The following is a 23847-nucleotide window of genomic DNA, read 5'->3' as shown; positions in this document are numbered from 1 at the left end:
ATGCTGGGAGTAGGAGGTGTGATGCGGCTGGACGGGAAGGTTGTGCTGGTTACCGGTGGGTCGGCCGGGCTCGGGGCGGCGGTGGTCGAGTGGCTCGCGGTGGCGGGGGCCCGGGTGGTGGTGCACGGGCGGGACGCGGAGCGTACGGGTGAGGTGGCCGCGCGGGTCGGCGGCGTACCGGTGCTTGGTGATCTTGCTCTGCCGGGTGTTGCTGCAGAGGTCGCTGATGCTGCGCTGGCTGCTCATGGGCGGATCGACGTGCTGGTGGCGAACGCCGGGCTCGGGTGGTCGGGGCCGTTCGTGCGGATGCGGGCCGAGGAGATCGACCACCTGGTCGCGCTGGATCTGCTGGCGCCGTTGCAGCTGGTCAGGTGTTTGCTTCCGTCAATGATCGAGCGGGGCAGCGGGCATGTCGCGCTGGTCGGCTCGGTCGCGGGGCGTACGGCGGTGGCCGGCGAAGCCGTGTACGCCGCCACCAAGGCCGCGCTGGACATCTTCGCCGAGAGCCTCCGGCTGGAGATTCGTGGTACAGGTGTATCCGTGAGCCTGACCGTCCCGGGCGTCGTCGACACCGGCTTCTTCAGCGCTCGCGGCCGGGAATACGACCGCAAGCGTCCGCGGCCGGTGCCCGCCGACGACGTCGCGCGGGCGATGGTCGATGGCATCACCAACGACCGCGCCGAGATCTGGGTGCCGCGGTGGTTGCGCGTCGCACCCGCCGTACGTGCGTTGGCGCCGGGACTGTATCGGCAGCTGTCGGCCCGGTTCGGGGAGCAGGTGATGCCCCGGTGAAAGGGATCGTCGTGCCGTCGGCCGATGCGTTCTTCCTGCACATCGAGCGGACCGGTGCGCCGCAGCATGTCGGCGGCATCGTCGTGCTCGAGCCGTCCGGACAGCGGCCGACGATCGACGAGGTCCGCAAGATCGTTGCCGACGGGTTCGCGCAGTTGCCGCGGATGCATCAGCGCCTCGGGCCGGCGTCCCGCTGGCGGCGGCCGCGCTGGATCGAGGCCGACGAGGTCGACCTGGACTGGCACGTCGTCGAGCACCGATCCACCGAGGGGTACGCCGGTCTGCTGCGCTACGTCGGCGACCTCGCCGAGCAGCCGATGCCCAGGGACCGTCCGATGTGGCGGATCGCGATCGTTCGCGACATCGGCCCGGGGGGAGCGGACGGGCTGGTTGTGCTGGTCCACCATTCGATTGCCGACGGCATCGGGACGGTGCTGCAGGCCTTCAGCCTGTTCGAGCCGCCGACCAAGATCGAGCTGCCGTCCGGCGCCGCTCCCGGCCGGCTGACGCGGGCCGTGGCCACCGCCGTCGGCCTCGCCCAACTCGCAACGGACGGTACGGCGGCCAAGCTGCCGCCCAGCTCGTTGCGCCGCGAGTTCACCACGGCGGCCGTCGAGCTCGACGTCGTACGCCGGGCCGCGTCCGCCCGCGGCGTACGCGTCACCGACCTGCTCATCGCCCTGCTCGCCGACAGCCTGTACGCCGTCGCGCCGGGACTCGCGCAGGCGGTGAACGGGCAGCTGCGCTTCTCGGTGACGACGATGGTTCGGACGCCGGACAGTGCGGCCGAGGGCAACGCGACGGCCGCGATCATGGTCGAGGTTCCGGTGGACGGCCGTCCGTTCGACGAGTTGCTGACCGAGGTGTCAGCGCGGACCAAACGGCTGCAGCGGCCGACGCGGGCGCTGGCGTCCAGGTTCGTGCTCGCGACCGGGCTGCGGATCGTGCCGGAGCCGCTCGCGCGGTGGTTCGCTCCGACTGTGTACGGGCAACGATTCCTGCACGCGGTGGTCTCGAACATGCCGGGCACGACCGAGCAGATGTCGTTCGCGGGTGTGCCCCACGATCGGGTGTATCCGATCCTGCCGCTGGTGCCGGGGACTCCGCTCGCCGTCGGTGCGCTGAGCTGGACAGGTGTCCTCGGGATCGGTCTCGCGACTGATCCGCAGCTGGTCGACGGTCCGGCGCTGGCCGCCCGGCTCGACCAGGTGTTGGCGCGGTTAGGGGCCGGGCCACTCGAGGGCGAGGAAGAGGCGCGCGCGTGATTCTGGGTCGTCCAGGCGATCGCCGTACAAGGCCCTGAGCCGTGCCATGCGATAGCGGACGGTCTGCGGGTGGATGCTCAACTCGTGGGCGATCGCCTGCCGGTCGCCGAAGTGTTTCAGCCAGCTGGCCAGCGTTTCCGCGAGCCGCTCGCGCGCGGCCGCCGTCTCACCGGCGAGCGGCGCGAGCATCTCCTCCCGCAACGCGGCCACCAATGCCTCGTCCCGCCAGACGATCAGCGCATCGAGATGCTCGTCGGCGAACACCGGGTCATCGGTGAGTACGCCGGTGTTGCGCAACCGGACCGCGATCCGGGCGATCTCCAGGCTGCGTGGAAGCTGGGCCAGGGCAACCGAATTGCCGACCACGGCGCCCATCCCGGCGAGCTCGCGGCTCAACTGCAGGCGGCGTCCCGGACCGGACGGTTCCGGAATGATCGCGCCGACCACGACCGCGTTGCGGCGAATCGGCAGCGCGCCGGGCTCGAGCCGGGCCACCAGCGTCCCGGCCGACTCCTGGTCGCCGTCGCTGTAGATGACGACGGCTGCGGTCTCAGGGATCCGCCAGGCGGCCTGCTGTGCGGCGATCCGGATCGCCTCCGTGCCGGTCCGGCCCGAGAGCAGGAGATTCGCGAGGTCTTCGCGGCGTCGCTCGCGCGCCATCGCGTCCTCGATCTGCTCCTGCAGATAGCCGTTGGCAGCGGAGAAGGACAGTTGGTTGACGAACACAAACACCGAGTCGGCCAAGGCGGCGAGGTTGTCCGGCGCGAAGTCCAGGCGGAGTGCAGTCGCGGCGACATGCCGCCAGGCGACCCGGGCACCGAGCTGAAAGGCTGTCAGCAACCGGGTGAGGTCGTTGCCCTCTTGCAACTGGCGTCGGCCGATCTCCTCGAAGACGCGCCGAACGGTCTCGTCGGCGCGGTCGAGGGTGGTTTGCTCGGGATTGACCAGGTTGGCGATCGACATGTCCAGCAGCCGGTGCACGAACAGCTCGGCGGGTTTGACGACCGCGTCCCGGTCGGTGTCGAGGAAGGCGGCGTAGTCGGGCCAGTGCTCGGCCAGCCGGTCCCGTACTTCGGCCACCAGGGCAGGCAGTCCGTCGAGCAAAGCGTCCTCGAGCCGCGCCCGGTCGAAGGTTGCGATGGTCATGGGAAGACTCCTCGGGGGGAACCCATCGAGCCCAACTGTAATCCCGTGACAAATTCTGTCCCGCCGAATGTTCGTCACCGGGGCAGAGTTGGCATGAAACCGCTTCCCATCATGGAACTGTGCCCCCAGACGGACTCCAGAACGTCGCTTCCGACCGGCAACTCGGCAGAAGGGAACACACCGAGAACTTTCCTGTCGCACTGAAACTCCTGCCCGCCGCACACCGGGAGTCGCTGCACGCCGTCTACGGCTACGCGCGGACCGTCGACGAGCTCGGCGACAGTTACGCGGGTGACCGCAAGGCGGCCCTGCGCGCGTTCGCGCTCGACCTCGACCGCATCTGGACCGACGGTGAGCCGCAGCATCCGGTACTGCGCCGACTGCGGCCGGTCGTCCGGCAGCACGATCTACCGGCCGATCCCTTCCACCGCTTGATCCAGGCCAACCTGCAGGACCAGACGGTCACGCGGTACCGGACCTTCGAGGATCTGATCGGCTACTGCCGGCTTTCCGCCGATCCCGTCGGCCGCATGGTGCTCGGAGTCTTCGACGTCCACGATCCCGAGACCGAGCGCCTGTCCGACCTGGTGTGTACGGCGCTGCAACTGGTCGAGCACTGGCAGGACGTGGCCGAGGACCGCCGCGCCGGCCGGATCTACCTGCCGCAGACCGACCTCATGACGTACGGCGTTGTCGAGGCCGATCTCGACCGGGGCACGGCGACGCCGCAACTCCGCGACTTGATGACTTTCGAGACTGCGAGGGCCGGAAAGATGCTCGACGAGGGTGCGGCGATCGTCGGCCGATTGCGCGGCTGGGCACGGGTTTCGGTGGCCGGGTTCGTGGCCGGCGGGCAGGCGACGGTTCGGGCGTTGCGACGTACCGATGGCGATGTGCTGGCGCAGCAGGCGCGGCCGTCCAGGCTCGTGACCGTCCGGTTGCTGGTCAAGGCGGTGGTTGGATGACGCCGACGGTTGCGGAGGCGTACGCCGCCTGCCTGGACATCACCCGGACCGAGGCACGCAACTTCTACTACGGCATCCGCCTGCTGCCACCGCCGAAACGCAACGCGCTGTCGGCGCTGTATGCGCTGGCGCGGCAGATCGACGACATCGGCGACGGAGACCTGCCCTTGGAGGACAAGCGCACGGCACTTGCCGGAGTACGCAAGGACCTCGGCCGGCTCGGAGACATCGAGGAGCCCGTGTATGTCGCGGTTGCCGACGCAGCGCGTCGGTACCCGGTGCCGCTGGGCGCCTTCGAGGAGCTGGTCGCGGGGGTCGAGACCGACCTGGCCGACGTACGCATCGGGGACTTCGACGAGCTGGTCGTGTACTGCCGCCGCGTCGCCGGTTCCGTCGGGCGGCTGTGTCTGTCGATCTTCGGACCGGTCGGCTCGTCGGACCTCGAGACGCTTGCCCTGTACGCCGACCAGCTCGGTATCGCCTTGCAGCAGACGAACATCCTCCGCGACATCCGCGAGGACCTGACCAACGACCGGATCTACCTGCCGGCCGACGAGCTCGAACGCTTCGACGTCCGGATCGAACTGGACGCGCACGGCAACCTCGACGATCCACAAGGCCGCCTGGCCGGCTACATCCGGTACGCCGCGGGCCGCGCACAGGACTGGTACTCGCTCGGCTGGCGCCTGCTGCCGTACCTCGACTGGCGCAGCGGCGCGTCCTGCCGGGCGATGTCGGGGATCTACCACCATCTGCTCCGCCGGATCGGAGCCAACCCCGTGCTCGTGTACGACCGGCGCTTGTCGTTGTCGGCGGGGGAGAAGGCACAGGTCGCGCTCGCCTCGCTGGCAGGAGCCCGGTCATGAGGAGGATCGCTGTCGTCGGAGGCGGTCTCGCGGGGATCACCGCGGCGCTGCAGCTGGCTGATGCCGGGTGTGAGGTGGTCCTGTTGGAGGGGCGGCCGAAGTTGGGCGGTCTGACCCACTCGTTCGAGCGGGACGGGCGGTGGATCGACAACGGGCAGCACGTGTTCCTTCGCTGCTGTACGTCGTACCTCGGGCTGCTCGATCGGCTCGGGGTGCGCGATCAGGTACATCTGCAGCCACGGCTCGACGTACCCGTGCGGAGTGGGCGGCGTGGCGGCGTCGGGCGGATCCGGCGGAACGGGATGCCGGCGCCGTTGCATCTCGGGCCGGCGCTGGCGACGTACCGCTGGCTGAGTGTGGCCGAGCGGGTTGCCGCAGTGCGGGGTGCGTTGGCGATGGGGCGGGTGGATCGGACGGCTGCGGAGACGGACGCGCAGTCGTTCGGCTCCTGGCTGGCTGCGCATGGACAGGACGCGCGGGCGGTGGAGGCGCTGTGGGAGTTGATCGGGATCGCGACGCTCAACGCGCGTGCTGACGACGCGTCTCTTGCTGTCGCGGCAACGGTGTTCCAAGTCGGTCTGCTCGAACGGAGTGATGCTGCTGATATCGGGTGGTCGTTGGTTCCGTTGCAGCAACTGCACGGTGAGTCCGCTGCGCGTGCGCTGACGGCTGCGGGTGTTGCTGTTCGGCTGCGGGCGCGGGTTCGGGCTCTGGACGCGGTGGACGGCGCGTGGGCGATCGAGGGGGAGCGGTACGACGACGTCGTACTGGCGGTGCCGCCCGCGGAGGCGGCGAGTCTGCTGCCGGACGATGCGGTGGACTTGCCGGCCGGGTGGGCGGAGGCACTCGGCAGCTCCCCGATCGTCAACGCTCACGTGGTGTTCGACCGCGTGGTGCTGGACGAGCCGTTCGTTGCCGGCGTCGACAGCCCACTCCAGTGGGTCTTCGACCGCACCGTCCAGAGCGGAAGCGATCCGGCCGAGCAGTACATCGCGGTCTCGTTGTCCGCTGCCGATGCGCTGATCGACACCCCGGTTGCCGAACTGCGCGACGTGCTGGTGCCTGCCCTCCGGCGGCTGCTTCCCGCGGCCGCCGACGCGCGTGTGAAGGAGTTCTTCGTGACCCGAGAGCGACATGCCACCTTCCGGCCGGCACCAGGCAGCGGCCGTCTCCGTCCCGACGCGACCACTGCCCTCCCCGGCCTGCATCTGGCGGGCGCCTGGACGGCCACCGGCTGGCCCGCGACCATGGAGGGCGCCGTCCGCAGCGGCGAGGCGGCCGCCGCCTCTGTCCTGACCCGGACCGCGGCTTCCCCGGGATCCTCAGCGCAGCCGTCGGTCGGGGATGTGGTCCTGTGACGGCTGTGGAGAGGATGCCGTCGGCAACTAATGTGCCAGATCTGCTGGCCCGCGGGCGGGAGCTGGTCGATCCGCACCTCCGGCACGCGCTGGATCGACTTGACGAGCACAGCCGGTTGGTGGCGAGGTACCACTTCGGCTGGTGTGACGAGGAAGGGCGACCCACCGGCGCGAACTCCGGAAAGGCGATCCGGCCGGGGCTGACGCTGCTCGTCGCCGAGGCGGTTTGCGGATCGCCCGACCCCGCCGTGCCAGGTGGTGTCGCGGTCGAGCTGATCCACAACTTCTCGCTGATCCACGACGACCTGATGGATCGCGACACGCAGCGCCGCCACCGCCGTACTGTCTGGGCGGTCTGGGGCGATGCGACCGCAGTGCTGGTCGGCGATGCGCTTGCCTGTCTCGCGGACGAAGTGCTTGCCGAGTGCAACTCGCCGTACGCCGTTCATGCCGGTCACGCGCTGGCCGTCGCCACGCGCGAGTTGATCCGCGGGCAGGTGCTCGACGTGGCGTTCGAACGCCGCGACTCGGTCAGCCTGCCGGAGTGCGTGGACATGGCGGCCGGCAAGACCAGTTCGTTGCTCGGGGCATCGGCGGAGCTCGGGGCGATCCTGGCGGGTGCCGATGCGGCGACGTGCGAGGCGTTCCGCACGTACGGCTGGGAGCTTGGGCTCGCATTTCAGATTGTCGACGATCTACTGGGCATCTGGGGAGCGCCGGAGAAGACCGGCAAGCCCGTGTTCTCCGACCTGCGTGCCCACAAGAAGACGCTGCCCGTGGTGTGGTCCCTCGAGTACGGCGGGGTGCACGGGCGCGACCTGGCCGCATGGTTCGCGTCGACCGGCGCTCCGAGCGAGGACGACGTACGACGGGCCGCCGCACTGGTGGCGGATGCCGGCGGCCGGGAGTGGGCGTTGGCGGAGGCCGAGGAGCGGGTCCGGAAGGCCGGGAAGGCGCTCGACGCCGCGGGGATCGCGCCGGCCAACCGGGATCAGCTCGATCGGTTGGCCCAGTTCATCGCGGAGCGGCAGCTGTGACGGCCGAACAGGTGACCGAAGCCGATCTGCGCGTCGAGGAGTGTCTCGACGCGGCGGTGGCGTACCTGCGTTCGCTGCAGCACGAGGACGGCTGGTGGAAGGGTGACCTGGCAACCAACGTGACGATGGACGCCGAGGACTTGATGCTGCGTCACTTCCTCGGTGTCGCCACGACGCAGACCGACACGGAGACGGCGCGCTGGATCCGGTCGCAGCAGCGCGAGGACGGGACGTGGGCGACGTTCCCCGGCGGGCCGGGTGAGCTGTCGACGACGGTGGAGTCGTGGGTCGCGTTGCGGATGGCGGGCGACGACCCGGCCGCTGCGCATATGGCTCGGGCCGCGTCGTTCATCCGCTCGGCGGGTGGGGTCGAGAAGGCTCGGGTGTTCACGCATATCTGGCTGGCCTTGTTCGGGCTGTGGGAGTGGGACGACTGTCCTGATCTGCCGCCGGAGCTGATCTTCCTGCCGAGTTGGGCGCCGTTGAACGTCTACAACTGGGCGTGCTGGGCACGGCAGACGATCGTGCCGCTGACGATCGTGAGCGCGCATCGCCCGGTCCGTCCGGTCTCGTTCACCGTGGCGGAGTTGCGGGCGGGTACGGCAGTTGCGCCGCGGCCGGCGCCGTGGACGCTGGAAGGAGCGTTCGCGCGGCTGGACGTCGTACTGAATGCCTACTCGCGGTGGGGTCCGCGCGGGCCGTCGGGGGGTTTGCGGCGGCTCGCGATGCGGCGTGCGGTCGAGTGGATCGTGGCCCGGCAGGAGGCCGATGGCGGGTGGGGCGGCATCCAGCCGCCGTGGGTGTACTCGCTGATCGCGCTGGATCTGATGGGGTATGCGATCGATCATCCGGTGATGGCCGCAGGGTTGCGCGGGCTCGAGGGCTTTACTGTGCACGCGGAGACTCCCGACGGGCCGGTGCGCTGGTTGGAGGCTTGTCAGTCGCCGGTCTGGGACACAGGGCTGGCCGTAGGGGCGTTGCTGGACGCCGGGATCGAGCCGGACGACAAAACGGTGCTCAAGGCAACTGATTGGTTGCTGGCGGAGCAGATCGATGCGCCGGGGGACTGGCAGGTCCGGCGACCCGGGTTGGTGTCGGGTGGGTGGGCGTTCGAGTTCGCGAACGACGGTTACCCGGATACCGACGACACGGCGGAGATCGTGCTGGCATTGCGGCGGGTCGAGCATCCTGAGCCGGGTCGGTTGCGGAAGGCCCTGGACGACGCGGTCGAGTGGACGGCCGGGATGCAGTCTGCTGACGGCGGGTGGGGTGCGTTCGATGCGGACAACACGGATACGACGCCGTTGAAGCTGCCGTTCTGCGACTTCGGTGCGGTGATCGATCCGCCGTCGGCTGATGTGACTGCGCATGTGGTCGAGATGCTGGCGGCCGAAGGGCGGACCGAATCTGCCGAGTGTCAGCGCGGCCTGCGGTGGTTGCTCGACTCGCAGGAGAAGGACGGGTCGTGGTTCGGGCGCTGGGGGACGAACCACGTGTACGGCACGGGCGCCGTCGTACCTGCGCTGATTGCTGTCGGGATTTCGGCGCGCGATCCCGTCATCCAGCGGGCAGTGCGGTGGGTCGAAGAGCACCAGAACGAGGACGGTGGGTGGGGCGAGGATCTTCGCTCGTACGTCGACCCGTCGTGGATCGGCCGTGGTGACTCAACCCCGTCGCAGACCGCGTGGGCGTTGCTGACGTTGCTCGCCGCGGACGAACGCGGCGACGCTGTACGGCGGGGCATCGCCTACCTCGTCGACACGCAGCGCGCGGACGGCGGCTGGGACGAACACCGCTACACCGGCACCGGCTTCCCGGGCGACTTCTACATCGGCTACCACCTGTACCGCTTGGTCTTCCCGATCTGGGCCTTGGGCCGCTACCTCGGGAGAAACCGATGACACCGGTCGTCTATACCCCCTTATCTGCCGAGTACTTCGCCCTTCGCGACAAGCTGACCACTTCCGTCATCCGCACTGGCCGCTCCCGCGGCAGACAAACTCGAGGTCCCACCCTGATCGCCGGCGTCGCCGGCGCACTCACCAACGACGTCGCCCCAGGCGACGTGATCGTCGCAACCGAGATCCGCCACCTAAGTCGCACAGCCCGAGGCGAGGCTGGCGGGCGGCCGGCACCGCCGGCCGGCTCGGCGGCGAGCACAGATCCCGCGGCGAGGGGTGAGCCGCCGGACGAGTTGCGGGTAGTGGCGTGTCCTGGGGCTGAGCTGGTGGCGGGGGAGTTGCGGCGGCTGGGGATGACTGTTCATCTCGGGCCGATTGTGACCACCGACCACGTTGTCGACTCAGTGGTGGAGCGGGCGGGGCTGGCGGCGGGCGGGGCGATTGCTGTTGACACCGAATCCGGGCTGCTGGCGGGAGACGACGGGCAGACGGTGGTTGTGCGGGTGGTGGTTGATACGCCCAGCGAGCCGCTTCGACGGCTCGGGATGCCTGCCCGGGGGATCAAGGCGCTGGCACAGCTCCGGCGTACTGCGCCGGCGATTGATGCCTGGGCGCGTGCCGTCGGCGAGCGGGAATTGTTGCTGGCGGCCCCTAGATCGTTCTGCGCCGGTGTCGAGCGGGCGATCGACACGGTGGAGAGGGCGCTGGAGCAGTTCGGAGCGCCGGTCTATGTCCGTCGTCAGATTGTTCACAATCGGCATGTCGTCAATGACCTCGAGCGCCGCGGCGCGGTATTCGTCGACGAGCTGGACGCCGTCCCCGAAGGCAGCCTCGTCGTACTCGCCGCCCACGGCGTCGCCCCGGCAGTACGACGGCAGGCGGACGAGCGCCACCTGAGGGTCATCGACGCCACCTGCCCCCTGGTCGCGAAGGTGCACCACGAGGTACGCCGGTACGCCGCGCGCGACACCACCGTCGTACTCATCGGCCACCCGGACCACGAGGAGGTGATCGGCACGATGGGCGAGGCGCCCGAGCACGTGATCGTCGTCGCGTCCCCGACCGAGGCCGAGACGGTCGAGGTGCCGGACCCGGCGAAGGTCGGTTATGCCATGCAGACCACGCTCGCCGTCGAGGAAGCGGCCGAGACAGCCGCAGTACTGCGCCGACGCTTCCCGGCGTTGACCGGACCACGAAGAGACGACATCTGCTACGCGACGAGCAACCGTCAGGCCGGCGTCCGCGAGATCGCCGAGCGGTCCGATCTGGTGATCGTGCTCGGTTCGCAGAACTCGTCGAACTCGAAACGCCTCGCCGAGGTCGCCGAGGCGGCCGGTACCCGCGCCGTACTCGTCGACGACGCCGGCGAACTCGAACTGGATCTCCTGGCCGGTGCCGAGCGGATCGGCATCACCGCGGGCGCGTCGGCCCCGCCGGAGCTTGTCGACAATCTGATCCGCTGCTTGTCCGGGCTGGGCCCGGTGTCCGTCACCGAGAGCGGGACGCTGACCGAGGACGTCCGCTTCGCGCTACCGAAAGAGGTGAGTCAGCCGTGAGCATGCCGCTGCGGCAGTCCATCCGCCTGGGCGGATACCTGATGAAGCAGAAGCTCCGCCGCCGGGAGAAGTTCCCGATCCTGCTCGAGCTCGAGCCGCTGTACGCGTGCAACCTGAAATGCGCGGGCTGCGGCAAGATCCAGCAGACGCACGACTGGCTGAAGAAGCGGATGTCCGTCGAGCAGGCGGTCGCCGCGGTCGAGGAGTGCGGCGCGCCGATGGTCTCGATCGCCGGCGGCGAACCCCTGATGCACAAGGAGATCGACGAGATCGTCCGGCAGTTGCTTGCCCGGGGCAAGATCGTGTTCCTGTGCACGAACGCCGTCCTGATGCCGAAGCATCTGCACAAGTTCGCACCGCACAAGAACTTCGCGTGGATGGTGCACATCGACGGCCTGCGCGAGCGGCACGACCAGTCGGTCTGCAAGGACGGCGTGTTCGACCAGGCCGTCGACGCGATCAAGCAGGCGCAGGCGGCCGGTTTCCGGGTGATGACCAACACCACGTTCTTCGACACCGACAGCCCGCAGGACGTCATCGACGTCCTCGACTACCTGAACGACGATCTGAAAGTTGACAATATGCAGATCTCGCCCGGGTTCGCGTACGAGAAGGCGCCGGACCAGGAGCACTGGCTCGGCCCGGAGGAGACCCGGCAACTGTTCCGCAAGGCGTTCGGCGACGGCCGGCGGAAGAAGTGGCGGCTGAACCACTCGCCGCTCTTCCTCGACTTCCTCGAAGGCAAGGTCGACTTCAGCTGTACGGCGTGGGCGATCCCGCTGTACTCGCTGAAGGGCTGGCAACGCCCGTGCTACCTGATGGACGACGGGTACGTCGGCACCTACCAGGAGCTCCTCGACGACACGGACTGGGACAGCTACGGCCGCGGCAAGGACCCGCGCTGCGCGAACTGCATGGCCCACTGCGGCTACGAACCGACCGCCGTCGTCGCGACGTTGGGCTCACTCCGTGAGTCGCTCCGCGCGGCCGTCAGCTAGGACGGCCTTCGCGATTCTCACGGATGCTCAGGACGGTGAAGGCGGCGATCGCGAAGGCGGTGAGCGTGGCGGGGATGAAGAAGACATGGGGGAGACCGATCGCCGCCACGCCGATCCCGCCGATCGTGCCGCCGATCGCCGACCCCAGCGGGATCGCCCCGAGGAAGACACCCGACGCGGTGCCGGCGCCTTCCGGATACAGGTGCTGGGCGATCGAGACGCCGAGTGCGCCGACGCACGCCCACAGTCCGGCGTTCAGGATCTGGCCGAGGAACAGGCCGGCGACCGACGTACTGAGCGCGTAGGCGAGGTTGCCCGACAGTCCGAGTACGGCGCCGGCCGTCATCGCCCGCATCGGGCCGAAACGGTCGGCGAGACGGGCGACGACCGGGAGCATGAGCAGTTCGAGCAGCGGCTGGATGCCGATCACGAGGCCGCGGACGGAGTCGGAGACGTGGAGCTGCTCGGCCATGTAGATCGGGAGGTAGCCGAACTTGATGGTGTCGCCGGTCATCGCCAGGACGCAGACCGCGGTGAACACCAGCAACGGCATCATGTGGTCGATCCGCCGGCGCTCGGGATGGCCGGCGGGCGTGCCGGCCGACGGAGCGTCGTACCGCTCGACGCGCTGACGCCCGAGCGGGATGATCGCGGCGAACACGCAGACCGCGGTGGCGACCAGCAGGGCCCGCAGCCCGAACACGCCGCCGAACCAGCTGCCGAACACCGGCCCGAGGATCCAGCCCGTCGTGAACGCCATCCGGATGGTCGCGATCACCCGGTTCTCAGCCCGGGTCGGGTGGCGGCTCAGCTCGTCGCGGCAGGCGGCGAACAGCTGCGCCATCGAGCCGCCCGCGACGCTCAGGGCCACCGTGCTGATGACGAACGGCATCCACACCGCGTTCGCCGACGCCATCAGCAGCCAGCCGGCCGCTCCGACCACCGAGCAGATCCGGAACCACAGCAGCCGGTCGTGGCTGCGGTCCGACCAGCGGCCGACGATGAACCCGGCGATCGGGGAGGCCACGTTCGTCACGTAGTACAGGCCGGCCACCGGCAGCGGCGTACCGAGGTCGCGGACCAGGAACAGCGTGAGTTGGGGAGTCGCTGCGGACAGCCCGACCCCGGCGATCAGCAGCGAGAGGAACGCCGAACGGTAGAACCGCGACCGAAGCACAGTGCCCAGCGCCGACTCCGACCGGTCCAGCATCCACCCCTCCAACGGAAAGCGCCTGCCACGAACGATAGGCGTTATGCCGCGATCTTGCTTAACCGTGTCAGTCCTCGAACAGCGGACCGCTCACGCGAGCCGGCCCACCAGCCGCACCGTCCGCTCGGCGAGGTCGGAGATCACCGAGTTGTCGAAGCCGAACAGCGCGGAGCGGGTCCGGTTCTCCAGCGGGGCGATGAGGTGCTCCGGCAGGTTCTGGGTGCCATTCAGGATCCCAAGGACCGACCCGACGGTCGCGCCGTTCGAGTCCGTGTCCCAGCCGCTCATCACCACCCGCCCGACACCGGTCAGGTAGTCGCCGTCCGACCAGAGCAACGCCGCCGCCACGATCGCCGCGTTGTTGATGGTATGAATCCACGAGTAGTGCCCGTACCGCTCCTGGATCACCCGGAGCGCGTCCTCCCACGAGCCCTCGAGCTCCAGCACGTCCCGGACCGCCTCGGCCAACCGCGACTGCGGCGGTACGACGGCCAGCCCTCGCTCGACCACCTCGCGCGGCGACGACGCCGTGAACGCCGCCGCCACCATCGCCGCGGCCCACATCTCGCCGTAGATCCCGTTCCCGACGTGCGACAAGGCGGCGTCCTGATAGGAGAGCCGAGCGGCTGCCCACGGATCGCCGGCGTGCACGTACCCGAACACGTCCCCGCGGATCTGTGCGCCGATCCACTCCCGGTACGGATTCCGCCGCCGTGCCACCTCAGGCACCGTGAACCCGTCGACGAGATTCACGTACGCCGCCCGCTCCGCCGTGAACACCTGCCCGACCGGGAACAGCCGGAGCCACGCGGCGCCGACGTCCTCGGGCCGCAGCCGGCTGCCGTGCGTCTCGAGCAGATGCAGCGCCAGGATCGGGTAGTCGATGTCGTCGTCCCGCGCCGAACCCTTCACGTTCCCGCGCGTCGTCTCCGGCCAGCACGACGTCAGCTCGAACCCGTCCGGCATCGGATCGAGCACGGGCACGTAGTCCCGCAGCGGGTACGCATCCGCCAGCGTCAGGTAGTCGCGGATCCGCGCCGACGTCCAGTAGTCACCCGACTCGACCGGCTTCCCCACGTTGCACCCGGCGATCCGCCCGAGCCAGGCGGCGTGGATCTTGTCGGCGACGTCGGTAACCTCTGAGCCCTGCGGGACCGCGCCGAGCGTCTCCGCGATGTCCTCGAGCTCGTCCGGTTCGACGTACTTCCAGCCCGGCAGCCTGGCCGCCAACGACATCCGGTCGACCAGGTCGAGCACCGCGACCCGGTCCGCCGGGTCGGTCCGGTTGGCCTCACGGACCAGCTCGTCGACGTCGTACCCCGTCTCCCGCCGCTGCCGCACCTCGGCGTACAGCAGGTCCGTCGGCCGCATCGCGTCGTAGTGTCCACTCGAGTACCCGGGCCCCAGCTCCATGTGACTAGGGTCTCAGCATGCAGCTGAAATCGATGCCCCGGGCCGCTTCGTGGACGCACGTCGACGTCCGGGTCGGGTTCGAAGTGCTCTTCGTGGACGGTCACCGGCTGCGCGGCCGGACGTCGGCCCGCGAGGGGGAGTCGACCTGGTACGTCGGGTACGCAATCGAGGTCGACGACAGCTGGCAGACGAGGACTGTGCGCGCGACGAACTCGACAGCGGAAGGCGATCGCGAGGTCGTGCTCGAGCGGAGTGCGAACGGCTGGACCGTCGACGGCGTGGCCCGCGCGGACCTCGACGGCTGCCTGGACGTCGACTTCGAGTCGTCGGCGGTCACGAACACGCTCCCGATCCACCGGCTGCCGTTCGTCGTCGGCGCGACCTACGACGTACCGGCCGCGTTCGTGCAGGCCGACGACCTGGGCGTGATCCGGCTCGAACAGCGCTACACGCTGCTGCGCTCCGACGATCGACGGCACGTCTTCCACTACGAGTCCGCGACGTTCGACTTCGTGTGCGAGCTGACCTACGACGCCTCGGGCCTCGTGCTGGACTACCCAGGCATCGCCGTCCGTGACCGTTAACGCCAGATCGCCTGACTGATCGCTGCGCCGAGGAACACGCTGCCGAGCCCGGCGACGATGCTCGCGGCAACGTTGGCAACGGCAAGGAATCGCGCCCGGTCCTCGAACAGCCGGATCGTCTCGTACGAGAACGTCGAGTACGTCGTGAGCGCGCCGCAGAACCCTGTCCCGGCGAAGAGCTGCACGTCGTGCGGCAGACCCGACGCCGCGCCCGCGAGGAACCCGAGGACGAGCGACCCGATCACGTTGACGCTGAAAGTCCCCCAGGGGAACAACGAGTCGTGCCGGCGCTGGACGGCGCGGTCGGCGACGTACCGCAGCGGCGCTCCGATCAGGCCGCCGGCGATCACCAGGAGCAGCCGGATCATCGGGTCCTCCAACCGATCACGGCGCGGGTCGCGGTCACCGTCGTACGCACCGCGAGCAACGCACCGGCGATGGTGGCGACGAGATAGAGCAGCGCGGTGCCGGCGTGGCCGCGGGTCACGAGTTGCTGGATGTCGAGCGCGTACGTCGAGAACGTCGTGAACCCGCCGAGTACGCCGGTACCGAGAAACGGGCGCAGGAGCCGCTGCTGCGTCAGCACATCGGTCACCAGCACCATCAGGATCCCGATGAGTCCGCACCCGATGACGTTGATCAGCAGCGTGCTCGTCGGACCCGGCCATGCGAGCCCGACCAGATACCGGGCGGTCGCGCCCGTCGCTCCGCCGACCGCGATCACGGTGAGCAGGACCGAGTCGTGCGTACGGCGCTGCCGGCCGTCGATCCGCAGGTCGACATCAGAGTCGACCGGCCCCTTGGGCAAGGGGTTGAGGGGGTGGTGCTGCACGCAGGCCTCCTACCTGGACTGACCTCGCGACAAGGCGTCGCGAGGTTCTTCAGGTAGGGACTGTTGGCCGCCGGAGCGACGGTTCGGTCCGGCGAGCCCCACCACCGGTCAAACTTCGACCAGCATAGCGGGTCCGCTCAGTGGGTCGGTGTGACGCGCACCTTGATGTTCTTCATCAGAGGTTGGTCGCTCTGGGTGCTGTAGTCGTTGGCGGCGACGAGCACGTTCATCTCGGGCATGTAGCCGGCGGCGTTGCCGCGCGGCATGTTGTAGCTGAGCGCGCGGTAGTCGTTGAGGACGCGAGTCGATCCGTCCCGTGCGGTCGCGGTGATATCGACGAGGTCGCCTTGCTGGATGCCGCGGGCACGCATGTCGTCGGCGTTCATCAGGATCAGCGTGCGGAGGTTCTGCACGCCGCGGTAGCGGTCGTTGTCGGAGTAGATGGTGGTGTTCCACTGATCGTGCGACCGCATGGTTTGCAGGATGAGTACGTCGTCGTCGGCGGGCACCGCGTCGGGCAGTTCTGCGGTGGAGAACTCGGCTCGGCCGCTGGCCGTGAGGAAGACGAGTTCGCGGGCGGGCTGGCGGAGCCGGAAGCCGAGTGGGTGGCGGACGCGGCGGTTGAAGTCCTCGAAGCCGTCCAGGGCTTTGGCCATGATGTCGCGGATCCGGTCGTAGTCCTCGACGTAGGTGTCCCATGGTGTCTGCGTCGCGAGCAGTGTGGCTTTGGCGATGCCGGCAATGATCGCGGGCTCGGAGAGCAGGTGCGGCGAGGCCGGGCGTTTGCGGCCGATGGACAGGTGGACCATGCTCATCGAGTCCTCGACCGAGACCGACTGCGGGCCGCCGGCTTGGAGGTCGAGTTCGGTGCGGCCGAGGCAAGGCAGGATGAGCGCCTGGCGGCCGTGGACGAGGTGGCTGCGGTTGAGTTTGGTGCTGACGTGGACGGTGAGTTCGCAGTTGCGCAGCCCTTGGGCGGTCGCGACGGTGTCCGGGGCCGCGAGTGCGAAGTTCCCGCCCATCCCCACGAACACCTTCACGGATCCGCTCCGCATCGCGGCGATGGTACGGACCGTGTCGAGGCCGTGCTTGCGCGGCGGATCGATCCCGCAGGCAGCGGCGAGCCGGTCGAGGAACTGGGTGCTGGGGCGGTGGTCGATGCCGCAGGTGCGGTTGCCCTGGACGTTGCTGTGGCCGCGGACCGGCGACGGTCCCGCGCCTTCGCGGCCGAGGTTGCCGCGGAGCAGCAGTAGGTTGACGATCTCGCGGACCGTGTCGACGCCGTGTTCGTGCTGGGTGATGCCGAGGCACCAGCTGATCAGGGTGCGGCGTGCCTGGGAGTAGATCGTCGCGGCCCGGCGGATGTCGGTCTCGGACAGCCCGGACTGCCGCTCGAGCTCGGCCCATTCGGTGTCCTCACACACCTTCTGGTACGCCGCGAAGCCGTCGGTGTAGCGCTCCAGGAAGACCTCGTCGAGCGCTTTGGGGTCGGTGCGGGCCTCCTCGAGGACCGCCTTCGCGATACCGCGCAGCAGTGCGAGGTCGCCGCCGACGCGGACCTGCAGGTTGAGGGTGCTGGTCGGTGTGGCCTTGAACAGCGCCATGTGGACGAACTCGTGCGGCACGATCGTGCGTGTCGCGGCGGCCTCGACGAGCGGGTTGATGTGCACGATCTGCGCGCCGCGCCGGTACGCGTCGGCCAGTGCGGTCAGCATCCGGGGCGCGTTCGAGGCCGCGTTCACGCCGAGGATGAAGATCGCTTCCGCGGTCTCCCAGTCGCGCAGGTCCGCCGTACCCTTGCCGGTTCCCAGAGCTGCCTGCAGGGCGCGGCCGGAGGCTTCGTGGCACATGTTCGAGCAGTCGGGCAGGTTGTTCGTGCCGTACTCGCGCGCGAACAACTGGTACAGGAAGGTTGCCTCGTTGCTCAGCCGGCCCGAGGTGTAGAACGCGGCTTGGTCGGGGGAGTCGAGCGCGCGGAGCTGCGTGCCGATCAGGTCGAAGGCTGCCGACCAGGTGATCGGGACGTAGTGGTCGGTCGCGGCGTCGTACACCATCGGCTCGGTCAGACGGCCGGCGTCCTCGAGCGCGAAATCCGTCCAGGTCTCCAGCTCGGTGACCGTGTGCTGGGCGAACAGTTCGCGCCCGGCGCGGTCCGGGGTCATCTCCCACACGACGTGCTTGACGCCGTTCTCGCACAGATCCAGCTTCAGCCCGTCGATCGCGTCCGGCCAGGCGCAACCGGGGCAGTCGAACCCGCCGTTCTCGTGGTTCATCTTCAGCATCGCCCGCGGCCCGGACACCACCGCGTGCCCGCGCTTCAGCACCTGGCCGACGGACACTGCCGCGCCCCAGCCCGCGGCCGGATGGTGATAGTCCTCCTGCGACCACTCGACGCCGTTCTGCTCGTCCATGGCTTCGAGTCTGCACCTTTTACCGCAACTAGCACACTGTGCCCGCCCTCCGGGTGGAGGACGGGCACAGTGATCATGTGGGAGGTGCGGCTGGTGGTCAGCCGCCGTTGAGGGTGTCGAAGTTCGGCGCGATGCGGAAGTACTGCGGGTCCGAGAAGGTCAGCGGGACCTTGCCCAGGCTCTTGATCACAGTGCTCGTACCGTTGGCGTGGCCAACGGCGTACAGGTAGCCGGACTTGGTGTCCCGGTCGATCGCGAGCAGCAGCGTGCCGCTCGTGCCGCACTTGGTCGCGATCAGCTGCTCGAAGCCCTGCCAGGTCGCGGTCCGAACCGCCTTGCCGACCGTCGTGGCGTTGGTCTTGGTCGGCCAGGTGACCGTCAGCAGCGTGCCGGCCCGGGTGTTGGCGAGGAAGGTCTCGGTGGTGTCGGTGCGGCCGATCAGCGTCATCGACTTCACCGTGCTGAGACCGCCGACCCCGCCGGTCGTGCGCCAGCCCGAACCCTCGGCGACCCAGCGGTCCAGCTGACCGTTGGTGCGCTGGGCGTACAGCGTCGTCCGGGTGGGGGAGCCAACCTTCTGGTGGATGGACTGGTCGATCCAGCGGTAGTTGGACCAGCCGCCGCCGACGCGCAGGTTGTTGTGCGGGTAGTGCGGGTCGATCTGGCTCTCGGTGTCGACGGTGAAGGTGCTCGAGTACAGCGCGCCGCCCATCACGGTCATCCCCTGCCGGGTCTCACCGCCGGCGCCCAGCAGCGTCCCGTTGACGGTGCTGATGTGCTGGACCTGGCCGGCGCCGAACACCCCGGCCGTGCCCCGGACGCCGCCGACCGTGATCGGCGCGGTGGCGTTGATCATCCGGCTGGTGAACGCGCCGTTGGCCGTCACCGAACCGAGCCGGAGCGCGCACGCCGCGGTGGTGCCGGACTCTGCGGCCGGCTTGGCCTGCGCCGACGATGCTGCGGCCGCGCCGAGCCCCAGTGCGAGCACCGCGGCCGAGGCCAGACTTGCGGTCTTGCGAAACATGTGGATGTCCTCCCCTGGTGCGGAGGCGTCCTCGCCTCCGTCGTACCGCATTGGATTCCGGACACCGCCGAAAAGTTCACAGCCGGGTTGCAGCAAAATCCCAGGCCGGTCCGGACTAGGGTTGGCGGCGACGGGGAAGGAAGGGGAGCCCATGGCGGCGAAGACCCTGGCGGCTGGACCGGCGTTGATCCGGGCGGCCACCGCCGTGACCGAGCACTACGAGCGGATCAGCTCGGACCTCGGCCTGACCATGCAGCAGGCGCGGTTGCTGTTCATCCTGCACCGGCAGCCGACCAACATGCTCGGCCTCGGATCGGCGCTCCGGCTGACCAAGTCGACGATGACCGGTGTCGTTGCCCGGATGGAGTCGGCCGGTCTGGTCGAGCGCGTCCCGGACGCCGCCGACCGGCGGAACTTCGTGGTCATGCCGACCGCGCACGGCGTCGAGGTCGCCGAGGAGTTCGAGCGGAAGCTGCGGACCGAGGTACGGCGGATGTTGCAGGTGCTCGACCCGGCCGAGCGGGACACGCTCGGCGTGCTGCTGACCGCGGTGATCGCCGGCCAGGAGAGCTGACAGTACGAGTTTCGGACTATTTCGCCAGGATCCCTGGCGCTGGACCGTGGTGTGGGTTAGCTTCATTAGTACGAACTTCGTACCGTTAATGGAGGTGCCCGATGACGTCGATCGAAGTGCGGCAACCGGTGGCCGTAGGCCGCCGCCGGCTGGTTCTGCTGCTGGCCGCCGCGGTTGTCGCGAGCGTGCTCAACTATCTGGTCGCCCGGGGTGCTGTCGCCCTCGGTGCGGACGATTCCTTCCGGCCGCTGACCGCGCCCGTCTTCATCCCGTTCACGCTGATCGGGATCGCCGCCGGATTCGCCGGGTGGCGAGCCGTCGTACGACGTGCTGCCCGGCCGCGCGCCGTCCTGCGGATCCTGGTCCCGGTGGTGCTCGTGCTGTCGATGATCCCGGACTTGTTGCTACTGGCAACCGGGTTCATCCCGCACACGTCGGGGATCGCCGTTGCCGGCCTGATGCTGATGCACGTCGTCGTCACGGCGGTCGCCGTTGCGGCGTACGAGCTGTGAAGAGGTTGAAGGCTGGTTGATTGAGAGCGGTATCGAAGCGGCCCTGTGACATACCCGACGCCGTTTCCGATGTGCCATCTGACCGGGCTACCTGGTAGACACAAGACTCGGCACGGGCGGCGGACAGGGAAACGGCTTCGATGGTGATGGTGTGGCGGTTCGGCGCCGTGAGCGTCGATGCCGTCATGGCGGTGATCCGGGACCCGGACACGTTCGCGGACTGGATGGTCGCCGTACCGTCCCCGCTGCGGGCCGGGCCGAGCTGGCCGGAGGGCGGTTGCGTGGTGCAACGCGACACCGGCCGGGAGATGCGCGGCCGGCACATGCAGAACCGCAGCCTGATCGTCGCGGTCGTCGATCGCTGGCTCCCCGACCGGGAGCTGACCGTTCGGCTGCGCAGCGGGCTGGGCGGCTGGGTCCAGATCACGGTCAGAGTCCAGCCGCGCCCCGGCGGATCGCTGATCGAGGTGAGCGCCGAGCCCCTGACCGCATCCGCCCGCCTCCGGTACGCCGGTACCGGCCGCAGCGCCGCCGAACAACGCTGCGCCCTCGTCGCCGAACGCCTGATCACGCTGGCAACCCCGGAACCCGTCGACGACTTCTAGGGGATCAGCACGATCCGCCCGAACACCTCGCCGGCGTCGATCCTGCGATGAGCAGCCACGGCGTCGTCGAGCGGCAGCTGCGCATGCACCACCGTCGGCAGCTCGCCTCGTGCCGATGCCGCGAACTGCTCGGCTCTGACGGTACGTCGCTGCTCGGCCGGTACGGTGTCGGCGCTGAAGGTGGAGAATGTCAGCGACTTGCGGAACGCCGACATCAACGCCGTACCGAAGTCGGCGGGCGGTTGGCCACCAACGACACCGACGACCACGAGCCGGCCGTTCGGCTTCAGCTTGCCGAAGTACGTCGGCAGGTCCGGACCGGCGACGACATCGACGATCACGTCGTACGCCGGGGGAGCGTCGCCCGCACCGGACCGGTCCAGAACGTGGGTCGCACCGAGCCGGCGCAGCCGGGAGCTCACGTTGAAGTCGGTCGCGACCTTGGCGCGGCGCGCGAAGGCGCGTGGCCGGTTGCGGAAGGACTTCCAGCTGACCGACCTGATCATCATGCTGACCGCGCATCGCGGGCTGCACGGGTCGGATCCGGCGACCCGGAGTGCGGCGTCGCGACGGTTCGCATCCCTTGTCATACAGGCGTTCGCCGCCCAACACGTCTGAACGCGCCTGAGGCGGTCGTGGGGGATCCACGACCGCCTCAGTGCGTTGACGTCTCCGATCAGCCCTGGCTGTCCGGGATGTCGTCGTTCTGACCGTCCAGGCCGTCGAGGCCTTCCTTGGCCTTCTCGACACCGGTGTCGATCTTGTCGCCGTACTGGCCGCCGGTCTTCTCGTCGACGAAGTCGCCGGCCTTGTCCAGACCCTCACCGACCTTGTCGCCGTGGCCGTCCACGAGGTCGGAAGCCTTGTCCTTCAGGCTTTCCGCGGCGTCCTTCAGGTTGTCGAACACACCCATGATCCTGTTCCCCGTTCAGTAGTTGCTGTCGTCGGGCCCTTTCCTACCGGAAGGTAGGGGCCGGGCGCAAGCATTCGGTTCCCGTGTTTTGCTTGCGTTCGTCAACGATCCTTGACGACTTGGCGCAGCCGGTTCGTGGCCCGGAACTGCAACTGTTTGATCGCCCCGTCGGTGCGGTCCATCGCCGCCGCGGTCTCGCTGATCGACAGGCCGGCGAAGAATCGCAGCACCAGGCATTCGCGCTGATCGTCGGGCAGCCGGGTGAGTGCGTCGCGCACCGTGGCCGTGCTCACGGACAGCAGCGCGGCCTGCTCCGGCCCGATGCCGTCGTCGACCTGCGGGTCGACTTCGTCGGTGACGATCGCCAGCCTGCTCCAGCCGGAGCGGTGATGGTCGATCACGACGTTGCGGGCGATCGTGACGAGCCAGGCCGCGAAGTTCAGCTGCGCCCGCGGCCGCCGGGCGATCGCGCGGAACGCCCGGAGGAACGTCTCGCTGGTCAGATCCTCGGCCGCGCTGCGGGACGAGGTCTTGCTGTAGGTGTAGCGGTAGATCGACGGCAGGTACCGATCGTAGAGCTGCCCGAAGGCGGCGCCGTCACCCGCTTGCGCGAGCCGGATCAGTTCGTCCTCGTCGTCGGAATCGTCGATGTATCTGTGGTCGGCAACCCTGGTGGAAGCCGTGTTTGCACCTGCGATGGCCATGCGCTTCCCAAGCCCCGTTCTCAGTCAGCTACGCGGTGAACATCACGAAAAGGTTACCGAAAGTCGCGCACCGTGTCACTAGCCTTCCGCCGAGTCACCGTGAGGACTTCGGGAGAACACTTCGAGGATCGTTGAAACGTTGGTCGATGACCCCGGCCGGGCCGACCATCGAACGAGGACTGACTTCCTGTGCGACCGGGGGACAAGGATGGCCATCGAACCGCTGTCTGCACTGGTGCCTGACCTGTCGATCCTGTCGGTGACCCTGCAGGCGCTGCTCGGTGACGGGAACGGCATACCGAAGGTGCTGCGGCTCAGGCTGCTCTCACTGATGCGTACGCCGGCCGGCCGCGGGGCGCTGCGTCCGATGCTCGCGCAGCCGGGGCAACGGCGGCAGATCCCGTCCGCGGTCGCACCGCTGACGCCGGTCGGTGACCTGTCGATGGAGACCCAGATCGAAGCACTGCGGTCCAACCATAACGACGGGCTGCGGGGCAACCTGGTCGAGATCTACGGCGACCGTGTCCCGCCCGTATGGCGACCGGCGGCAGAGCGGCCGGCCCGCTGGTCCCGCGCGCTCGGCGACGTGTTCGCCGATATCTGGAGCGGCCCGGGCCGTGACGCGTGGTCCCGGTCGCGTACGGCGCTCGACAGCGAACTGCGCCGGCACGAGAGCCTGCTCGACCGGGGCGCCACGCACACCCTGCTGAACACGCTCTCACCGCGGATCCGGTTCGACGGCGCTGGGTTCGTTCTGGATGGGCGGGTGCAGGTGCCGGTCGGGAGCCGGAAGGTCGTGCTGGCACCGATGATCGCCGCGCCGGACTCGATGGTCGTCGAGAACAGCGACCCGGTCGCGGTCGTCGTCGGCTACCCGCTGCGAGGCGCGCTCGCGTCCTGGTCGCCGGCCGGTCTGCCGGTCCGCGAGTCCAGCGACGCATTGGCCACCGTCATCGGTCACGTCCGCGCCGAGATCCTGCGCCTGCTGCCGAAGCCGATGAGCATGAGCCGGCTCGCCGCCGACCTCAACTGCGCCCCGAGCACCGCGACCCACCACTGCAACACGCTCGAGTCGGCCGGCCTGATCGAACGCATCCGCCAGGGCAAGACCATCCTGGTACGCCGCACCCCGCGCGGCTCCGCCCTGGTCGACATCTTCACCTGAACGTTGCCCAAAGCAA

At 69.0% G+C, this 23847-nt stretch carries 25 protein-coding genes; 15 read left to right on the top strand and 10 right to left on the bottom strand.

What is annotated here, in order from left to right:
• Positions 1–21 precede the first annotated feature (21 nt).
• The gene (locus tag ABT313_RS42630) at positions 22–792 is read left to right on the top strand and encodes an SDR family NAD(P)-dependent oxidoreductase (RefSeq protein ID WP_350866465.1); all 771 of its coding nucleotides are present in this window, start codon (positions 22–24) and stop codon (positions 790–792) included.
• A complete protein-coding gene (locus tag ABT313_RS42625; protein ID WP_350866463.1) occupies positions 789–2057 on the top strand; it encodes a wax ester/triacylglycerol synthase domain-containing protein in 1269 nt (422 codons plus the stop codon). Before ABT313_RS42630 ends, ABT313_RS42625 begins: the two co-directional genes overlap by 4 nt.
• On the opposite strand, the gene ABT313_RS42620 is transcribed toward ABT313_RS42625, so the two are convergent.
• Complete coding sequence (locus ABT313_RS42620; RefSeq protein WP_350866461.1) at positions 2013–3203, bottom strand: PucR family transcriptional regulator; 1191 nt, start codon at positions 3201–3203, stop codon at positions 2013–2015. The genes ABT313_RS42625 and ABT313_RS42620 overlap by 45 nt on opposite strands.
• A 119-nt stretch (positions 3204–3322) precedes the next feature.
• Between ABT313_RS42620 and hpnC the strand changes: the two genes are divergently transcribed.
• The 7 genes from hpnC to hpnH are packed head-to-tail and all read left to right on the top strand — an operon-like array spanning position 3323 to position 11884.
• Positions 3323–4168, top strand: a complete 846-nt coding sequence (gene hpnC / locus ABT313_RS42615) for a squalene synthase HpnC (RefSeq protein WP_350866459.1) — start codon at positions 3323–3325, stop codon at positions 4166–4168.
• The gene (locus tag ABT313_RS42610) at positions 4165–5034 is read left to right on the top strand and encodes a squalene/phytoene synthase family protein (RefSeq protein ID WP_350866457.1); all 870 of its coding nucleotides are present in this window, start codon (positions 4165–4167) and stop codon (positions 5032–5034) included. The genes hpnC and ABT313_RS42610 overlap by 4 nt, the downstream gene beginning before the upstream one ends.
• A complete protein-coding gene (gene hpnE, locus ABT313_RS42605) occupies positions 5031–6392 on the top strand; it encodes a hydroxysqualene dehydroxylase HpnE (protein ID WP_350866456.1) in 1362 nt (453 codons plus the stop codon). The genes ABT313_RS42610 and hpnE overlap by 4 nt, the downstream gene beginning before the upstream one ends.
• Positions 6389–7429 (top strand): polyprenyl synthetase family protein, encoded by a 1041-nt coding sequence (locus tag ABT313_RS42600; RefSeq protein ID WP_350866455.1) that lies wholly within the window; start codon positions 6389–6391, stop codon positions 7427–7429. Before hpnE ends, ABT313_RS42600 begins: the two co-directional genes overlap by 4 nt.
• Positions 7426–9330, top strand: a complete 1905-nt coding sequence (gene shc, locus ABT313_RS42595; RefSeq protein ID WP_350866454.1) for a squalene--hopene cyclase — start codon at positions 7426–7428, stop codon at positions 9328–9330. Before ABT313_RS42600 ends, shc begins: the two co-directional genes overlap by 4 nt.
• Positions 9327–10886: a 4-hydroxy-3-methylbut-2-enyl diphosphate reductase gene (gene ispH / locus ABT313_RS42590; RefSeq protein WP_350866453.1), complete on the top strand. Its 1560-nt coding sequence runs from the start codon at positions 9327–9329 to the stop codon at positions 10884–10886. The genes shc and ispH overlap by 4 nt, the downstream gene beginning before the upstream one ends.
• A 2-nt stretch (positions 10887–10888) precedes the next feature.
• Positions 10889–11884, top strand: coding sequence for an adenosyl-hopene transferase HpnH (hpnH, locus tag ABT313_RS42585; protein ID WP_350866611.1), 996 nt, complete (start codon positions 10889–10891; stop codon positions 11882–11884).
• Here hpnH and ABT313_RS42580 read toward each other — a convergent pair.
• Together ABT313_RS42580 and ABT313_RS42575 are read right to left on the bottom strand one after the other, a co-directional pair.
• A complete protein-coding gene (locus ABT313_RS42580) occupies positions 11877–13094 on the bottom strand; it encodes an MFS transporter (protein ID WP_350866452.1) in 1218 nt (405 codons plus the stop codon). The genes hpnH and ABT313_RS42580 overlap by 8 nt on opposite strands.
• A gap of 90 nt (positions 13095–13184) precedes the next feature.
• Positions 13185–14507, bottom strand: coding sequence for an ADP-ribosylglycohydrolase family protein (locus ABT313_RS42575; protein WP_350866451.1), 1323 nt, complete (start codon positions 14505–14507; stop codon positions 13185–13187).
• Positions 14508–14524: 17 nt separating this feature from the next.
• Between ABT313_RS42575 and ABT313_RS42570 the strand changes: the two genes are divergently transcribed.
• Positions 14525–15091, top strand: a complete 567-nt coding sequence (locus ABT313_RS42570) for a putative glycolipid-binding domain-containing protein (RefSeq protein ID WP_350866450.1) — start codon at positions 14525–14527, stop codon at positions 15089–15091.
• Here ABT313_RS42570 and crcB read toward each other — a convergent pair.
• The 4 genes from crcB to ABT313_RS42550 all read right to left on the bottom strand — a co-directional run bounded on the left by crcB (position 15088) and on the right by ABT313_RS42550 (position 19358).
• Positions 15088–15459, bottom strand: coding sequence for a fluoride efflux transporter CrcB (gene crcB / locus ABT313_RS42565; RefSeq protein ID WP_350866449.1), 372 nt, complete (start codon positions 15457–15459; stop codon positions 15088–15090). The genes ABT313_RS42570 and crcB overlap by 4 nt on opposite strands.
• Positions 15456–15923, bottom strand: coding sequence for a fluoride efflux transporter FluC (locus tag ABT313_RS42560; RefSeq protein WP_350866447.1), 468 nt, complete (start codon positions 15921–15923; stop codon positions 15456–15458). Before ABT313_RS42560 ends, crcB begins: the two co-directional genes overlap by 4 nt.
• Positions 15924–16060: 137 nt before the next feature.
• Positions 16061–18334 carry an FdhF/YdeP family oxidoreductase gene (locus tag ABT313_RS42555; RefSeq protein ID WP_350866445.1) on the bottom strand — a complete coding sequence of 758 codons (2274 nt, stop codon included), beginning with the start codon at positions 18332–18334 and terminating at the stop codon, positions 16061–16063.
• A 97-nt stretch (positions 18335–18431) separates the two neighbouring features.
• Entirely contained in the window at positions 18432–19358 is a 927-nt protein-coding gene (locus ABT313_RS42550) for a hypothetical protein (RefSeq protein ID WP_350866443.1), read from the bottom strand.
• 151 nt (positions 19359–19509) lie between these two features.
• Here ABT313_RS42550 and ABT313_RS42545 point away from each other — a divergent pair, with 151 nt between their 5' ends.
• The 3 genes from ABT313_RS42545 to ABT313_RS42535 all read left to right on the top strand — a co-directional run bounded on the left by ABT313_RS42545 (position 19510) and on the right by ABT313_RS42535 (position 21049).
• On the top strand, positions 19510–19932 hold the full coding sequence (locus ABT313_RS42545) for a MarR family winged helix-turn-helix transcriptional regulator (protein WP_350866442.1): 423 nt from the start codon (positions 19510–19512) through the stop codon (positions 19930–19932).
• Positions 19933–20033: 101 nt separating this feature from the next.
• Positions 20034–20444: a DUF6069 family protein gene (locus ABT313_RS42540; protein WP_350866440.1), complete on the top strand. Its 411-nt coding sequence runs from the start codon at positions 20034–20036 to the stop codon at positions 20442–20444.
• Positions 20445–20584: 140 nt separating this feature from the next.
• A complete protein-coding gene (locus ABT313_RS42535; RefSeq protein WP_350866438.1) occupies positions 20585–21049 on the top strand; it encodes a hypothetical protein in 465 nt (154 codons plus the stop codon).
• Here the strand turns inward: ABT313_RS42535 and ABT313_RS42530 are convergent.
• Entirely contained in the window at positions 21046–21471 is a 426-nt protein-coding gene (locus ABT313_RS42530) for a zinc-binding dehydrogenase (RefSeq protein WP_350866436.1), read from the bottom strand. The genes ABT313_RS42535 and ABT313_RS42530 overlap by 4 nt on opposite strands.
• Before the next feature lies 1 nt (position 21472).
• Between ABT313_RS42530 and ABT313_RS42525 the strand changes: the two genes are divergently transcribed.
• Positions 21473–21667 (top strand): hypothetical protein, encoded by a 195-nt coding sequence (locus ABT313_RS42525; RefSeq protein ID WP_350866434.1) that lies wholly within the window; start codon positions 21473–21475, stop codon positions 21665–21667.
• A 58-nt stretch (positions 21668–21725) separates the two neighbouring features.
• Here ABT313_RS42525 and ABT313_RS42520 read toward each other — a convergent pair whose 3' ends face one another.
• Together ABT313_RS42520 and ABT313_RS42515 are read right to left on the bottom strand one after the other, a co-directional pair.
• Complete coding sequence (locus tag ABT313_RS42520) at positions 21726–21962, bottom strand: antitoxin (RefSeq protein WP_350866432.1); 237 nt, start codon at positions 21960–21962, stop codon at positions 21726–21728.
• Positions 21963–22063: 101 nt separating this feature from the next.
• A complete protein-coding gene (locus tag ABT313_RS42515) occupies positions 22064–22666 on the bottom strand; it encodes an RNA polymerase sigma factor (protein ID WP_350866430.1) in 603 nt (200 codons plus the stop codon).
• A gap of 208 nt (positions 22667–22874) precedes the next feature.
• On the opposite strand from ABT313_RS42515, the gene ABT313_RS42510 reads away from it, so the two are divergent.
• Entirely contained in the window at positions 22875–23831 is a 957-nt protein-coding gene (locus ABT313_RS42510) for a helix-turn-helix domain-containing protein (RefSeq protein ID WP_350866428.1), read from the top strand.
• Positions 23832–23847 lie beyond the last annotated feature (16 nt).

Source organism: Kribbella sp. NPDC000426, from assembly GCF_040300265.1.
Lineage (GTDB): Bacteria > Actinomycetota > Actinomycetes > Propionibacteriales > Kribbellaceae > Kribbella.
The sequence above is the reverse complement of the archived record's forward strand: the minus strand, read 5'-3'. Positions and strand labels throughout refer to the sequence as shown.

What these genes read in the sequence shown, in the direction of transcription:
- hpnH (WP_350866611.1), top strand. Translation starts at nt 10,889, where the DNA reads ATGCCGCTGCGGCAGTCCATCCGCCTGGGCGGATACCTGATGAAGCAG.
- ABT313_RS42540 (WP_350866440.1), top strand. Translation starts at nt 20,034, where the DNA reads ATGACGTCGATCGAAGTGCGGCAACCGGTGGCCGTAGGCCGCCGCCGG.
- ABT313_RS42570 (WP_350866450.1), top strand. Translation starts at nt 14,525, where the DNA reads ATGCAGCTGAAATCGATGCCCCGGGCCGCTTCGTGGACGCACGTCGAC.
- ABT313_RS42520 (WP_350866432.1), bottom strand. Translation starts at nt 21,962, where the DNA reads ATGGGTGTGTTCGACAACCTGAAGGACGCCGCGGAAAGCCTGAAGGAC.
- hpnE (WP_350866456.1), top strand. Translation starts at nt 5,031, where the DNA reads ATGAGGAGGATCGCTGTCGTCGGAGGCGGTCTCGCGGGGATCACCGCG.
- ABT313_RS42575 (WP_350866451.1), bottom strand. Translation starts at nt 14,507, where the DNA reads ATGGAGCTGGGGCCCGGGTACTCGAGTGGACACTACGACGCGATGCGG.
- ABT313_RS42630 (WP_350866465.1), top strand. Translation starts at nt 22, where the DNA reads ATGCGGCTGGACGGGAAGGTTGTGCTGGTTACCGGTGGGTCGGCCGGG.
- ABT313_RS42610 (WP_350866457.1), top strand. Translation starts at nt 4,165, where the DNA reads ATGACGCCGACGGTTGCGGAGGCGTACGCCGCCTGCCTGGACATCACC.
- crcB (WP_350866449.1), bottom strand. Translation starts at nt 15,459, where the DNA reads ATGATCCGGCTGCTCCTGGTGATCGCCGGCGGCCTGATCGGAGCGCCG.
- ABT313_RS42555 (WP_350866445.1), bottom strand. Translation starts at nt 18,334, where the DNA reads ATGGACGAGCAGAACGGCGTCGAGTGGTCGCAGGAGGACTATCACCAT.
- ABT313_RS42580 (WP_350866452.1), bottom strand. Translation starts at nt 13,094, where the DNA reads ATGCTGGACCGGTCGGAGTCGGCGCTGGGCACTGTGCTTCGGTCGCGG.
- ABT313_RS42535 (WP_350866438.1), top strand. Translation starts at nt 20,585, where the DNA reads ATGGTGATGGTGTGGCGGTTCGGCGCCGTGAGCGTCGATGCCGTCATG.
- ABT313_RS42550 (WP_350866443.1), bottom strand. Translation starts at nt 19,358, where the DNA reads ATGTTTCGCAAGACCGCAAGTCTGGCCTCGGCCGCGGTGCTCGCACTG.
- ABT313_RS42620 (WP_350866461.1), bottom strand. Translation starts at nt 3,203, where the DNA reads ATGACCATCGCAACCTTCGACCGGGCGCGGCTCGAGGACGCTTTGCTC.
- ABT313_RS42515 (WP_350866430.1), bottom strand. Translation starts at nt 22,666, where the DNA reads ATGGCCATCGCAGGTGCAAACACGGCTTCCACCAGGGTTGCCGACCAC.
- ABT313_RS42545 (WP_350866442.1), top strand. Translation starts at nt 19,510, where the DNA reads ATGGCGGCGAAGACCCTGGCGGCTGGACCGGCGTTGATCCGGGCGGCC.
- ABT313_RS42510 (WP_350866428.1), top strand. Translation starts at nt 22,875, where the DNA reads ATGGCCATCGAACCGCTGTCTGCACTGGTGCCTGACCTGTCGATCCTG.
- ispH (WP_350866453.1), top strand. Translation starts at nt 9,327, where the DNA reads ATGACACCGGTCGTCTATACCCCCTTATCTGCCGAGTACTTCGCCCTT.